This window comes from Robinsoniella peoriensis (genome assembly GCF_000797495.1).
Classification (GTDB): domain Bacteria; phylum Bacillota; class Clostridia; order Lachnospirales; family Lachnospiraceae; genus Robinsoniella; species Robinsoniella peoriensis.
The window spans coordinates 570,143-583,130 of sequence record NZ_JTGN01000001.1; the positions used below are offsets into that span (position 1 = coordinate 570,143).

Annotated in this window: 13 protein-coding genes, 3 tRNA genes and 1 pseudogene; 3 read left to right on the plus strand and 14 right to left on the minus strand. The window is 40.1% G+C overall.

The annotated features are described in order from the left end of the window. Positions 1 to 14: 14 nt before the first annotated feature. A complete protein-coding gene (locus QR40_RS29410) occupies positions 15 to 1,094 on the minus strand; it encodes a helix-turn-helix domain-containing protein (protein ID WP_052377750.1) in 1,080 nt (359 codons plus the stop codon). 510 nt (positions 1,095 to 1,604) lie between these two features. Here QR40_RS29410 and QR40_RS02390 point away from each other — a divergent pair. From QR40_RS02390 to QR40_RS02400, 3 genes are all read left to right on the plus strand, one after another. Continuing rightward, positions 1,605 to 1,808: a cold-shock protein gene (locus tag QR40_RS02390; RefSeq protein WP_027293467.1), complete on the plus strand. Its 204-nt coding sequence runs from the start codon at positions 1,605 to 1,607 to the stop codon at positions 1,806 to 1,808. Between the two features lie 195 nt (positions 1,809 to 2,003). Then, positions 2,004 to 2,076 (plus strand) — tRNA-Thr (locus tag QR40_RS02395). 96 nt (positions 2,077 to 2,172) lie between these two features. Next, complete coding sequence (locus QR40_RS02400) at positions 2,173 to 2,880, plus strand: lysozyme family protein (RefSeq protein WP_044293163.1); 708 nt, start codon at positions 2,173 to 2,175, stop codon at positions 2,878 to 2,880. A gap of 558 nt (positions 2,881 to 3,438) precedes the next feature. On the opposite strand, the gene QR40_RS02405 is transcribed toward QR40_RS02400, so the two are convergent. The 13 genes and pseudogenes from QR40_RS02405 to QR40_RS29420 all read right to left on the minus strand — a co-directional run bounded on the left by QR40_RS02405 (position 3,439) and on the right by QR40_RS29420 (position 12,945). Further along, a complete protein-coding gene (locus tag QR40_RS02405; protein WP_027293465.1) occupies positions 3,439 to 4,149 on the minus strand; it encodes a queuosine precursor transporter in 711 nt (236 codons plus the stop codon). Between the two features lie 3 nt (positions 4,150 to 4,152). Further along, positions 4,153 to 4,866 (minus strand): radical SAM protein, encoded by a 714-nt coding sequence (locus QR40_RS02410; RefSeq protein ID WP_027293464.1) that lies wholly within the window; start codon positions 4,864 to 4,866, stop codon positions 4,153 to 4,155. A 494-nt stretch (positions 4,867 to 5,360) separates the two neighbouring features. Next, positions 5,361 to 5,954, minus strand: a complete 594-nt coding sequence (sigH, locus tag QR40_RS02415) for an RNA polymerase sporulation sigma factor SigH (RefSeq protein ID WP_027293463.1) — start codon at positions 5,952 to 5,954, stop codon at positions 5,361 to 5,363. A 24-nt stretch (positions 5,955 to 5,978) separates the two neighbouring features. Beyond that, the gene (rlmB, locus tag QR40_RS02420) at positions 5,979 to 6,716 is read right to left on the minus strand and encodes a 23S rRNA (guanosine(2251)-2'-O)-methyltransferase RlmB (protein ID WP_027293462.1); all 738 of its coding nucleotides are present in this window, start codon (positions 6,714 to 6,716) and stop codon (positions 5,979 to 5,981) included. 106 nt (positions 6,717 to 6,822) lie between these two features. Beyond that, positions 6,823 to 7,248: pseudogene (locus tag QR40_RS02425) on the minus strand (Mini-ribonuclease 3); the annotation flags it as partial. Continuing rightward, the gene (cysS, locus tag QR40_RS02430) at positions 7,233 to 8,639 is read right to left on the minus strand and encodes a cysteine--tRNA ligase (RefSeq protein ID WP_044293164.1); all 1,407 of its coding nucleotides are present in this window, start codon (positions 8,637 to 8,639) and stop codon (positions 7,233 to 7,235) included. The pseudogene QR40_RS02425 and the gene cysS, both read right to left, overlap by 16 nt. A gap of 123 nt (positions 8,640 to 8,762) precedes the next feature. Beyond that, a complete protein-coding gene (locus tag QR40_RS02435) occupies positions 8,763 to 9,914 on the minus strand; it encodes a GNAT family N-acetyltransferase (protein WP_044293165.1) in 1,152 nt (383 codons plus the stop codon). 19 nt (positions 9,915 to 9,933) lie between these two features. Then, a complete protein-coding gene (gene ispF / locus QR40_RS02440) occupies positions 9,934 to 10,473 on the minus strand; it encodes a 2-C-methyl-D-erythritol 2,4-cyclodiphosphate synthase (protein WP_044293166.1) in 540 nt (179 codons plus the stop codon). A gap of 271 nt (positions 10,474 to 10,744) precedes the next feature. Then, entirely contained in the window at positions 10,745 to 10,981 is a 237-nt protein-coding gene (locus QR40_RS02445; protein WP_044293167.1) for a hypothetical protein, read from the minus strand. Positions 10,982 to 11,180: 199 nt separating this feature from the next. Continuing rightward, positions 11,181 to 11,254: transfer RNA gene (locus QR40_RS02450), tRNA-Met, on the minus strand. A gap of 18 nt (positions 11,255 to 11,272) precedes the next feature. After that, a tRNA-Val gene (locus QR40_RS02455) sits at positions 11,273 to 11,345 on the minus strand. A gap of 43 nt (positions 11,346 to 11,388) precedes the next feature. After that, positions 11,389 to 12,261 (minus strand): VOC family protein, encoded by an 873-nt coding sequence (locus QR40_RS29415; protein WP_052377749.1) that lies wholly within the window; start codon positions 12,259 to 12,261, stop codon positions 11,389 to 11,391. A 132-nt stretch (positions 12,262 to 12,393) separates the two neighbouring features. Further along, entirely contained in the window at positions 12,394 to 12,945 is a 552-nt protein-coding gene (locus tag QR40_RS29420; RefSeq protein ID WP_052430659.1) for a transposase, read from the minus strand. Positions 12,946 to 12,988 lie beyond the last annotated feature (43 nt).

A 12,988-nucleotide genomic window follows, 5' to 3' on the forward strand; every position in this document is an offset into this window, starting at 1 on the left:
GCATTCCCTTTCTTTTATAATGCCTCAATATGTTCTTTGAGTTTTTGTACTGCCTCCTGAAATGCCTCATATCCACGCAGTTTTTCATATCTCTCGTCTGACATCAGTAGATTTAACTGGGATTGTTTTATTCCTTTTACCTGACCCTGGTTTTCATTACAGTCCAATGTGACTGTGTCAAAGTAAACCCGGTCCTGGAAAGAATAATCCATTTCCCGAATATGATCCATATATTTTATGATACTCTTTAATGCTTCTTCCTCATGATAAGTTTCCAAATACAACTGGGTAATTTTTTCCCATGCAAACAGACAGCCTCCGCTTCCAAAGATCTCTTCTATCTCACATCCTGCCCTTGCATATTCAAATGCTCTTTCTAAATTTTGTGTTTTTCTGGCGGTTGCAGTCAGAGAAAGCAATGCCATTTCTGCATTTCGGATACCGGACAACAAATTGGATTGCAATAGTTTCTCTGCCTTTTTATAATCTCCCTTTTTCAGATAGATACTGGGCCGCAGCTGTGAAGGATCAATCTGCTGCTGTGGTATGGAATCCAAATATGCTTCTGCCTCATCGTATTTTTCCGCTTCCATGCATCTCGTAACCAGATACACCTTGGCATTTTCACGAATTAACGGATTGGAAGAACCCACTATTTCCTTAGCCAGTTTTTCCAGCTGATTTCCCCATTCATCCCATTCTTCTTCCATAAAGTCCTGATCCATTGTATAAGACAGCATTATGGAAGCGGATATTACCCTCATTTTCAATTCTTCTGAATTTGAGTACTGTTTTAAATAAAATTGAATTTTTTTCATTCCTTCCCGAAAGCCTTTATCCTGACATATTACGCGTATATCTGCCATAATTTCATCCAGCATATTTATATCCAGCTCCTGGGTATAAGACAGCAGATGGTCGATTGTGGTACCAAGTGCTCTGGCAAGGGGCGGCAGCAATAAAATATCCGGATAGGTACTCCCCGTCTCCCATTTACTCACTGCCGGTGCAGTAACGCCAATTGCCTGGGCCAGCTGCTCCTGCGTTAATTGTTTATCCTTTCTTAGCTTTAAGATAACTTCACCTATATTCATTTTATATGCTCCTCTTCTAAATATGGAAACGGCCATTTCTTATTACTAGTATATCTGATATAAATGAAATCCGCAATGGAGCCCTATTATAGTTCCTGTTAAGAAAATTTAACCCACAGGAAAGTGGCAATTAAAAACTTTTCAATTTCTTCACAGACTCTTCAATCGTCTGTCACACTTTCTTCACAACTATCCTTTATATTATAAATATGAAAAGCCAATAAGACTTTTTCAAGAAATTAAATCTTTTTCATTTTTCGCCAGTATCGATGAGGTACTGGCCTTCCTTCCGTTTAGGGGTAAAATTCAACTAAATTCCTTTGATAATAAAATATTTTTTATTTATCTTGACAACGCTTTGTTTACATGGTATATTAAGAGAGTATTTTGAATGAATTTTTGATCTTCACATATTTTTGTAAGTCACTAATTTGATTGATGATTTACAAAAATATGTGATTTTTTTTATTTTCATGTTAAGATATAATATTATAATTGGAGGTACCTACTATGAATAACGGTACAGTAAAATGGTTTAACAGCACTAAAGGATTTGGATTTATCACAAACGACAGCACAGGCGAAGAATTCTTCGTACATTTTTCAGGAATTGCTACTGAAGGATTCAAATCTTTAGAAGACGGACAGAAAGTAACTTTCGATATCGCTCAGGGAAACCGCGGTATGCAGGCAGTTAACGTTTGTGCAGCTTAATCAGCTACTCAAATAAAAATCCGATCATTTATTAGATCATTTAAGCCGATGTGTAAAGCATCGGCTTATTTTATTGCACTCCTCTTTGCACATAAAAAGAAATATGCAGAATTTTATCAATTTTTTAAAAAATTCGTTGACAAGCGCAGTAACTTATGATAAAATTCTTAACTGTAGCGGTTATTTATATCGCAGGCTGATGTGGCACAGTCGGTAGCGCACCTCATTGGTAGTGAGGAGGTCACGGGTCCGATTCCCGTCATCAGCTCTTTGGAGCCCTGGATTATATCCGGGGCTTTTTTCGTATATAACTGCTTTTCTAAGCAACCCGTTTACTCAGAATGTTTTTACAGAAGAGAGGATTATGGCAGCTTATCAAAAAACAACAAAATCATCAGCAACCCGGAAAAATCAAAGAAAAAAAATATCCGCAACGCTATCTTCAACTAGCCGCAGTTCGGCAAAAAAGCGTCTGAGCCAAAAGGAACAGCTGCTAAAAAGAAAGCGGCAGGTGCGCCGTAACTGGTTTCTCATAGGCTTTATACTTTTGACGGCAGGCATATTTACCTGCTTTCTGCTGTTTTCAGGAACTCCCCGGCCAGGCGAATTAACAAAAAGTGTTCTTCAGTATGAAGATCAGGTCAAAAAATATTGTAAAGAATACGACATTTCCGAATATTCTGATGTGATTCTTGCAATGATGCAGCAGGAAAGTGCCGGAAAAGGAACGGATGTCATGCAATGCTCCGAAAGTCCTTTTAATACCCAATACTCAAATGAACCTGGCAGTATTACAGATGTGGATTATTCCATTCAGGTGGGCGTGGAAACCTTTGCCTATTGCCTCGGGGAAGCGCAGTGTACTTCGGTCAACGATATGGATAAATTAAAACTGGCTCTTCAGGAATATAATTTTGGAAATGCATATGCCACGTGGGCAGCGGAAAATTATGGAGGATACTCTCCGGAGAATGCACAGGAATACTCAGATAAGATGAAAGCACAGCTTGGCTGGACTACTTACGGTGATCCTGAATATGTACCGCATGTTTTGCGCTACTATAATAAATAATACCCCTATACAGAGGGAGTGCCAGTATCTAAAGATACTGGCAGGTTATGAAAAAGATTATTAACAATGCTTATTTGCTTTGTACACTTAATACTATAACGGATTGCTGTGAAGAAACTGTGTACAGTACTTGAAGACTTTGTGAAGATTTTTATACTCCCTTCCAACTGCTAAAATGGCAAAAAGAAGGACTGGCCATCGCCAGTCCAGGAGGGAGAGAAAAGTTTATGTAAAAAAGCTTGTTTGCTTTGTATGTATATACTATATCAATCAATTGTGAATAAGATATGGCATCCCGCTTAAAGCTTTATAAAGTTGTTTAAGAATTTATAAAGGTTTTAAAAAGAAAAGCTTTCTCACCCCTAAAAAGAGGGAGAGCCAGTATCTTGGCGGATACTGGCGAGTTATGAAAAAGATTTATATGAAAAAGTCTTATCGGCTTTTACATGTATTACTATAAAATATAGTTGTGAAAAATATGTGACAGCCTGTTAAAGAATTTGTGAAAAACATTTCTGCTGCTTTTTTCAGAGATATTTTTAATAAACAGGAGGCTTTTCAGGCACACTCTGCGTCTTCTCCCACAGGTCTGATCCTCCTTGCCAGATATACGGCAGGTGTATCTGCAAGACTTGTAAATATAAAGATTACATAGCTTGCCCACATAATACTGATCAGGGTACGGGTATCATACGTTCCCAGAAATGCCCCCATAGTGAATAAAACCGTATTTAAAAGCTGGGACAGTAATGTAGATCCGTTATTACGAAGCCACAGATAGCGTCTGCTGTCTCCACACAGCCTTTTTGTCAGCCCCCACCATTTATGATACAGCCAGACATCAAACTTCTGGGAAATGGCATATACGATAAGGCTTGCTGCCATCATACGCGGTGTATTGGAAAAAATATTTACGATACTCGAATGAGCCCAGTCATTTGCTCCCGGCTGATACAGCAGCCAGGACTGGGATATAATAATAAAAGTAAGGGAGGTAAGTATTCCAATGTTTACCGCCTGATTCGCCGCTTTTTTTCCGGATACCTCGCTTAGGATATCCGTCACAAGGAACGTAGATGCAAATAAGATATTTCCAAGCGTCTGCTCCATCCCAAATGCATTCACCAGTATCAAAACTTCTATATTAGCAGATATCGTTGCCAATACGGTAAATGCCATCAGTCCTTTGCACCCCAGCAGCTTATACCACAGCAGAACACTTCCATAAATAATAACAACACTCAGTATTAATAGAATCTCATTTCTCATCTTTTACTTATCTCCTACTCCAAAATCCGTATTTTCTATTAAAATATCAACCCTTGGGTTATCCAGATAAACGGGCAGCAGTTCTTTTATAAACTCCCGTATTACAGAAGGAGACGGTTTAATAGGTTTGCTGTTCTCATTCATAATATTGATACACACCCGGTCAAAATATTCAAGTCCGGTTAAAATATCCCTCTCCATTGATGCTGCATTCTGACCTGGAATTCCAAATAAAAGGCAGCATTCATCATAGTATCCGGCAATTTCTTCGGGTGAATCCGTTGTAATCCCCTTATCCAGGTAACTTTCCCGGAACAGGGCATCAAATGTTTCCACACCAATTTTAATCTTAACCGTAATACCATGCTGTCCAAAATACCTTTTAATGTCCGAAATCTTATCCCTATGCATCCAGTGGCATTCAAAATGAAGCTGTCTGATCTCCTTTTCCAGGCATTTACTTAATACTGCCTGCATCGTATTTTCATCCAGATCAGTAAAACTTCCGGAATTGATTACCTCCAGGGTCTTATAAATTCCGGTTACCTTTTCAATTTCCATTTTGTTTAATCTGTAATTTTCCTCTTCGTTTCTGGAATAGTCCAGATGATAATCGCAGAACCGGCATCTTCTCCATTTACAGCCGTTTCCCCGAAGCAGGATGATCTCCCGCGGATTTTTTTCAGAAATAATAGAATAGCGGTTTAATTCAGTCATTTTTTTCCTTTCCGTCCGGCATACTGACCTGAAGCATAATGATAAGCCGGACCAGTACTCCATCCGGACAGTAATGATAGTGACAGTGATGAATATTTTGTCAGACTGCAAGGCGAAGGATAGAGTACTAGAGCGTGTAATAAAATTACAAACTGCTATGATGTTATAAGGAAAATAAAAAAAGACGCTTATAATTAAGCGCCATCAACAGTACCGGTAAAAACCCTCACTGCAGCTTTTTCCGATAATCATTTTCCCTGTACAGCACTGCATAAATAAAAGAAATATAGCACCCGTTATCCATACCGCAGCCTGCAAAGCTAATCGCAGGATACACTACGCCGTCGCCTTGCAGGAACGCTTCTGATATGGATATCAGTCACTCTATTCTCTGTTATTTACCTTATACCGTACTAGTTTTATTTATAGACAGGATGGTCACGAACTGTCTTATTCAATTGCGTATTACACTATATCAGCATCCTACCGGCTTGTCAACGTATTTTTTTACGGATTCTCTGCAGTGCATTATCAACAGACTTGGGCGGCTTATCTAGAAGTTCACCTATTTCTACATAGTCTTTCCCCTGTAAATAGCAGTCCAGCACTTTCTTTTCAAATGCGCTTAAGGATGCTTCCAACTTCTCCTCTATCTGCTTTTTATTTTCCTGATGAATCAGCAGTTCTTCCGGATTACTCTCCTGGGTAAACAGAATTTCCTCCAGCGGCAGGGATTCTTCTCCTGCTTCAAGGGTTCCTGAATACAGTGAAACATAAGAGTTTAACGGGGTATGCTTCTTCCTGTTGGAAGCTTCAATTGCATGATAGAGCTGCCGTCCGATGCAGAGTTTTGCAAAATGATAAAAAGAGGCATCCCTGTCTTCCCGGTAATCCCTGACAGCTTTAAACAGGCCAATCATCCCCTCCTGGATCAGATCGTCCTTATCTCCGCCGATTAAGTACAGTGCCCTTGCTTCTTTACGCACCAGATATTTATACTTTTCCATAATGTAGTCCGTAATCCCGGGATTTCCATCCCTGAGCTTTACGATTAATTCTTCGTCGGTATATCCGTCGTAGGACACCATTTCCCGCCTCCACCTGATATTTGTTTACATCCGCTGTCTTACAATCTCATAAGCCAGTACACCGGCAGCTACGGAAGCGTTCAGCGAGTCGATATCCCCTTTCATGGGAATCGATGCAGTAAAGTCGCATTTCTCTTTTACCAGGCGGCTGACACCTTCGCCTTCACTGCCTATCACCAATCCGATCGCTCCTTTTAAATCCTGCTTATACATCACTTCACCGTCCATATCTGCACAGACAAACCAAAGACCTTTTTCCTTTAACTCTTCTATTGTTTTCGCAAGATTTGTGACTTTGGCTACCGGTGTATAGTTAATAGCTCCAGCAGAAGTCTTAGCAACAGTTGCCGTAAGGCCTACTGCACGGCGTTTCGGAATGATAATGCCATGAGCCCCTGCCAGATTAGCTGTACGTATAATAGCTCCCAGGTTATGTGGATCTTCAATATTATCCAGCAATATAAGAAATGGAGGTTCGCCCTTTTCTTCTGCAATCTTCAAAATATCTTCCACTTCAGCATATTCATAAGCTGCTGCATAGGCAATAACCCCCTGGTGCTTGCCGGTTTCTGAGATCTGATCAAGCCTTTCCTTATCCACATAGTTAATAATGGTATCATGCTTTTTTGCTTCTCTTACGATGGTACGAACCGGACCATCCTGACAGCCATCCAGAACAAACAGCTTGTCAATCGGCTTTCCGGCACGAAATGCCTCTATTACAGCATTTCTGCCTTCTATTGTCAATTCCTCATATCTCATTGGTATTCTCCTTTACGGCTGCCTCTGTCATATCATCTTCTGCAATAGCATCAGCTGCCTTATCCACATTTATTTTATTTCGGACATTACTATCCACATTTTCCAGACTCCTAATACCCTCTTTTACCAGATCAATCATACGATGCATCTGGTTTTCCAAATACAGATATCCCATTAGTGCCTCGAATCCTGTTGCTTTTCTATAATCGAGCATTGTAGCATTTTTTGCCATCGTATAAGATTTGGCATTACGCCCTCTTTTGTAAATCTGCTTTTCCTCATCTGTCAAAAGAGGCATAATCTTCTCTATCATTTCAGCCTGGGCAGATGCCTTCACAAGTGCACTTGCGTTCTTGTGAAGTTTATTTGCGGGACAATTCCCCTGGCAGACCACCAGCGTGCGGATTACCAGGTCATATATACTGTCTCCGATATATGCCAGTGTCAGCGGAGAATACGTCTTCATATCCAGATCATCCAGCCTAAACTGCTCTTTTAAATAATCAGAGAATGAATCTACGCCTTTTTCCATTTTACACCCTCTCTGGTATCTTCCAGAACAATGCCTTTTGCAAGCAGAGCATCACGGATTTCATCTGCTTTTTTGAAATCCTTTGCTTTTCTAGCCGCCTGGCGGTCTTCGATCATTTTTTCAATGTCCTCTGCCAGAATTTCTTCTTTTTTATCAACTATGATTCCCAGTACATCGCATAAGTTTACCATTTTATCCAAAACTGTCTGAATAAATGATTTTGAATTTTCTCCGGAAATATTTGTATTTACATACTTCACCATTTCGAAAATCGCAGAGATTGCATCTGCAGTATTGAAATCATCATCCATAGCTTCATCAAACTTAGTTTCAAATGCAGCCGCCTGGGTCAGGCTCTCTTTTTCTTCCAGTGACAATTCTTTATCCTCTGCATTTCCAACCAGAAATTTCAGGTTATCCACGGCAGTTATAATACGTTCCAGGCTTGTTTTGGAAGCTTCCATAAGGTCTGCACTGAAGTTGAGCGGACTTCTGTAGTGGGCACTGAGCATAAAGAAACGCAGTACCTGTAAGTCATACTTTTCGCCAATTTCACGCACTGTAAAGAAATTCCCAAGAGACTTGGACATTTTGCGGTTGTCAATATTTAAAAAGGCATTGTGCAGCCAGTATTTTGCAAAGTCTTTTCCATTGCAGCATTCACTTTGTGCAATTTCATTTTCATGGTGAGGGAATACCAGATCCTCTCCGCCTGCATGAATATCAATCTCTTCGCCCAGATATTTTTTAGACATCACCGAACACTCAATATGCCATCCCGGACGTCCTGCACTCCACGGAGATTCCCATGCCGGCTCTCCTTCTTTTTTTGGTTTCCAGAGTACAAAATCCAGCGGATCTTCCTTCTGGTCTTCTCCGGATACTAACAGGGAACGGTTTCCAGCACGTAAGTCATCCAGGTTCTTATGAGAAAGCTTACCATATTCATCAAACTTTCTGGTTCTGAAATAAACGGTTCCATTCACGTCATAAGCAAACCCTTTTTCAATCAGGGTGGAGATCATTTCAATCATTCCGCCGATTTCCATTGTAGCAAGAGGATGAGTTGTAGCCGGCAATACATTCATAGCAGCCATATCTTTTTTACATTCTGCAATATAGCGCTCCGATATCTCCTGGGCTGACACACCTTCTTCGATTGCTTTCGCAATGATCTTATCATCTACATCCGTGAAGTTGGATACATAATTTACTTCATATCCCTTATGTTCCATATAACGTCTGACCGTATCAAAAACAATCATCGGCCTGGCATTTCCAATGTGAATAAAATTATATACGGTTGGTCCGCAGACATACATGCTTACCTTACCCGGTACCAAAGGCACAAATTCTTCTTTTTTCTTTGTTAAAGTATTGTATACTTTCATATTCTATTCTCTCCGTTCTATAAAATCTGATGGCTGTTCAGTCATAGGATTTATCTCTAATACCCAATGCCATTAGTCTATGCAAAAATCTTCCATTTGTCAATATCCCCGCAGCCTTTTCCGCTAAACTATTTCATCCAGAAATATTTTATCAAATAAATGTATCTTAGAAAGCGGCAGGCGATCCTCTTCTATGAAACCTTTAGCACCAAAAAATAATTTCGTCAGTGCTCCAACAGACAGGACCGCATCCACATCTTCCGCTCTGCAGTCTGTGATACGGCATGCACATCCTCCATTCTCACTCAAATCGAACCGGAAGATTCCATTATTGCCAGGAAGCATCCGGTCTTCTACCTTTATGGTAAAAGATACCGGTTCCCTGCTTCTCAGGCTGGAAGCAAAAGATTCCAGATGGACAATCCTCGCCATGATCAATGATGCAGTTTTGACAGCATTAGAATAGAGCCCTTCACGAAAAGCAGTAACTGTTATGGATTCATCCCGGGCATTATCAAATACACCCTTTTCATTATAATAGGAAAAAAGGGCTGAAATTACTTCTTTTTCATACTCAGCCGTACAAATCAGCTCCCGTATCTGCGGAGTTTCTTCCAATGCACTAAAGCAATAACCAACCGGTTTTCCTTCTGCCAAAAAAATAAGAATCCCGCCACGTTCACTTTCCTGCTCCTTAAGCAGACGGTTCATATATGCCGCTGTCCGGACCGTATATACTTGATAACGCTCTCTTAATAATTTTTCAGAAAGATCAGCAAGCTGGCAAAGATCCTCCTTTTCTGCCTCCTGTACCTGAATCTCAATCTCCATATGCCCCGGGGAACTATCCTCTTTACGGACAATCATGCTTTTCTGTTCATATATCGTTTCAAAATCAAAGGGTTTGTAAATCGCCTCTGCTGCAGGCATTAAGAACATAAATGCCTCATTTCTCTCATATCCGTCGCTCAATGCCCTTTGCAAAATGCTCTTCATCAGCCCCTGGTGTCTGGATTCCGGTCTGGTAGCAACCGCCACTATATAATGGGTGTCCACAGTTGTTTCACCAAGATGCACGGCATAGGGATTAAATTGTGCCATAGAAAGCAATCTCCAATCATCATCCACAATTCCGTAAATCAGATTATCCCTGGTACAGCATTCATAATAATAATCCAGAAATTCCTTTGTATCATCCGGGAAAATTTCTTCCCACAGCTTTCTGGTCTTGCCATAATCCTTATCCTCTAACCGGTAAACATCCCGTGAACTCATAATTGCGTTTCCTCCTGCACTATTTACAACAGCCGCCACAGCCCTGACACGCCCCGCCTGCCATTCTGTCATCTGCTGCCAGATCAAACATGGGAATCAACAGGCATACTGCCTGGGAACTAATCCCCTCTCCCGCTCCTGTAAATCCCAGTCCTTCTTCTGTTGTGGCTTTCACATTCACCTGATTCTCTTCTAATCCTAAAGCATCTGCAATATTTTTTACCATCTGAGGCATATAGGGCAGAAGCTTTGGTCTCTGTGCTATAATCGTAGCATCAATATTTTCGATCATATAGTTATTTTCTTCCAGAAGTTCTGACACATGCTTTAATAATGTAATACTGGATATTCCTTTATACGCTGGATCTGTGTCCGGAAAATGCTTTCCAATATCACCAAGTGCCGCTGCACCTAACAAGGCATCCATGATGGCATGTACCACGACATCTGCGTCTGAATGTCCCAACAGCCCTTTTTCATAAGGTATCAAAACACCGCCCAGAATCAAATCCCTGTCCTGCGTTAACTTGTGTACATCATATCCCATTCCAACTCTCATATCAACCTCCATTTTATTGGCTTGTAAAAAAAATTATGCGATTAACCTTTGCTGAGAATTCAGCTTAGACCAGTTAAGTTATCTTAAATCTTACCTATATTCATACCCGCCTGAATAGACTTTCATACAGACGGATTTTGCGAGTTACAGAATCATTATAAGTCATGAATAAGAGAAATGTCAAAGGCATATCTATATATTGAGAATTTTCATTTCTTTAGAAACGAAAAAACTCCCCGATCCAAGGACCAGGGAGCCTTCTATGTTTAAATTATTGAGCTGCTTCAGTTGTAGCTGCTTCTGTTGTAGCTGCTTCTGTTGTTGTAGCCTCTGTTGTAGCTGCTTCTGTTGTAGCTGCTTCTGTTGTTGTTGCTTCAGTTGTTACAGCTGTTGTAGCTGCTTCTGTTGTTGTAGCTTCTGTTGTTCCTTTATCAGAACTTCCACAACCTACTGCTAATGCTCCTGCTAATGCCATAACTGCCATTAAACCTAATACTTTTTTCTTCATAGTTATATCCTCCTCATATTGACGAGATGCATTTGCACCTCTGTTTCGTTACAGGGGGTATCTTACCACATCCAAAATTAGAATTCCTGCTATTTTTATTAAATAAAAGTGAAAGTTTTCTGACGTTTCTTAATTCTTCTTAAGAATTGTGTCATAATTTGACACAAAAAAAGCATAACGAAATATCATTATGCTTGTGTAGCGGAAGGGAGATTTGAACTCTCGACACCACGGGTATGAACCGTGTGCTCTAGCCAACTGAGCTATTCCGCCATATTTAATTAAAAGACATGGGACCTACAGGGCTCGAACCTGTGACCCTCTGCTTGTAAGGCAGATGCTCTCCCAGCTGAGCTAAGATCCCATGGTCAGCGGCCTGATTACCAAACCGCTTAGTCATTATACTATTAAATCCTTGAAAATGTCAAGCACTTTTTTTGATTAAATTCTACTTTTTCTCCGTCAGGACCAACTACCGTAAAAAACTTGACTCCAAACTCGAAAAACGGAAGTTCTTTTACCAGATAATCCAGGCTGTGAAGCCCGATCTTCTTCGCTTCATAAAAAGCTTCATCAATATCATATACATCCAGGGCAATGTGATCAATATGGCCTGCTCCTCTGGTTTTTAATTCTTCCAGACCTGCTCCTGCCATCTGTATTAATTCCAGAGTAAAACCTTTGAGATAAACAAATGCAATCTCTATTCTTCCATCCGGTGTATCCAAGTACCCTTCTCCCGTCTTACGGAATCCAAGCTTTTCATAGAATACAATGGAATCCTTCAGGCTTCTTACTTTAACTGCAAGATGTGCCCATCCCTGTAATCCGGATTTACAGCCATATTCCGCACTGTTATCGTGGCAGAATTCCACAACTTCGTGATTCGGTCCGACAAAATTTGCCCCTCTCACACCCTTCGTGCCAAGATGCTCATAACAGGTAATCCCGTTACTGGTAGATGCATGATATTTCAATCCTTTTTTTAAAGCCAGTTCCACACATTTTTCTAAATCCGGTGTATCAATTGCATAATGGTCTAAAATGCCGTCTTTTCTTTTAGCCACTTCAGCCAATTCGCTGCCGGAAGGCTGAAATAACTCCAAAACCAGATCACCCAGCTGCAGAAAAGCGACATCAATTTTATAGGGATTCATTACTATTTTTTCATGAAATTTTTTAAATCCCAGATTCTCTTCATACCAGGCAACAGCCTCTTTTAAATTTACTACCGGTATCCCCAGATGCTGAACTCCGGTTATATTCTCACTCAAGTTCATAGCCTGTCCTCCTTGCCATTTTCTTACTTTATTGTAGCACAACTATCGGCAATGAGAAACCTTAATTTTTCTTTAATTTTTCCAAAATAGCATTATAGTAATTCCTTTTTTTCGTTATTATATATATAGGAATTAAATCTGCCTGTATTCCCTTCGGTGATAGCCTTTGAATTTATACAAGGCTGTTTCCTGATCTGCATCCAGATAATTCATCCAAACTTCTGTATCAATAATTCCGCTTTTATATCTGCCAATGTAGTCATTGTAACTGCACCACCAGTAATCTCCCAGATTTTTTACAGTATGACAGACAACCGGAATCAAATGTATTTTACCACAATATTTAAATACATTCACCCAGCCTTCGATTTCCTCGCTTTCATAATATCCGCAGATCCGCTTCTGAAGCCGGTGATCTGCATTTTGATTATAATAGCGGGAAAACTCTCTGGTTACTTCTTTCAGCACTTTTGTATTCACCCTGCTATTGTGCGTACTGATCACCATATGTACTTCTGTATCAGTGATACAATATGCAAAAATCCGGAATTCTATTTTTCGCCGGACTAAGGCGACAATATCCAGAAACTTTTTCTTGTCAATTTCATCTGCAAATACATTTTTTTGATTCTTCCATTTTAGATTTGAATAATAGACGTGCGTATCCCTCACTATACGTGGCATTAGATTGCCCTCCTTCATATCAGCAAATTTTCATATACTCCAT

Bases quoted from the DNA above. Each gene is read 5' to 3' on its own strand.
- QR40_RS02400 (WP_044293163.1), top strand. From the start codon at position 2,173: ATGGCAGCTTATCAAAAAACAACAAAATCATCAGCAACCCGGAAAAAT.
- QR40_RS29415 (WP_052377749.1), bottom strand. From the start codon at position 12,261: ATGAACTTGAGTGAGAATATAACCGGAGTTCAGCATCTGGGGATACCG.
- QR40_RS02410 (WP_027293464.1), bottom strand. From the start codon at position 4,866: ATGACTGAATTAAACCGCTATTCTATTATTTCTGAAAAAAATCCGCGG.
- sigH (WP_027293463.1), bottom strand. From the start codon at position 5,954: ATGGTGTCCTACGACGGATATACCGACGAAGAATTAATCGTAAAGCTC.
- QR40_RS02435 (WP_044293165.1), bottom strand. From the start codon at position 9,914: ATGAGTTCACGGGATGTTTACCGGTTAGAGGATAAGGATTATGGCAAG.
- ispF (WP_044293166.1), bottom strand. From the start codon at position 10,473: ATGAGAGTTGGAATGGGATATGATGTACACAAGTTAACGCAGGACAGG.
- cysS (WP_044293164.1), bottom strand. From the start codon at position 8,639: ATGAAAGTATACAATACTTTAACAAAGAAAAAAGAAGAATTTGTGCCT.
- QR40_RS29410 (WP_052377750.1), bottom strand. From the start codon at position 1,094: ATGAATATAGGTGAAGTTATCTTAAAGCTAAGAAAGGATAAACAATTA.
- QR40_RS02390 (WP_027293467.1), top strand. From the start codon at position 1,605: ATGAATAACGGTACAGTAAAATGGTTTAACAGCACTAAAGGATTTGGA.
- QR40_RS29420 (WP_052430659.1), bottom strand. From the start codon at position 12,945: ATGCCACGTATAGTGAGGGATACGCACGTCTATTATTCAAATCTAAAA.
- QR40_RS02405 (WP_027293465.1), bottom strand. From the start codon at position 4,149: ATGAGAAATGAGATTCTATTAATACTGAGTGTTGTTATTATTTATGGA.
- QR40_RS02445 (WP_044293167.1), bottom strand. From the start codon at position 10,981: ATGAAGAAAAAAGTATTAGGTTTAATGGCAGTTATGGCATTAGCAGGA.
- rlmB (WP_027293462.1), bottom strand. From the start codon at position 6,716: ATGAGATATGAGGAATTGACAATAGAAGGCAGAAATGCTGTAATAGAG.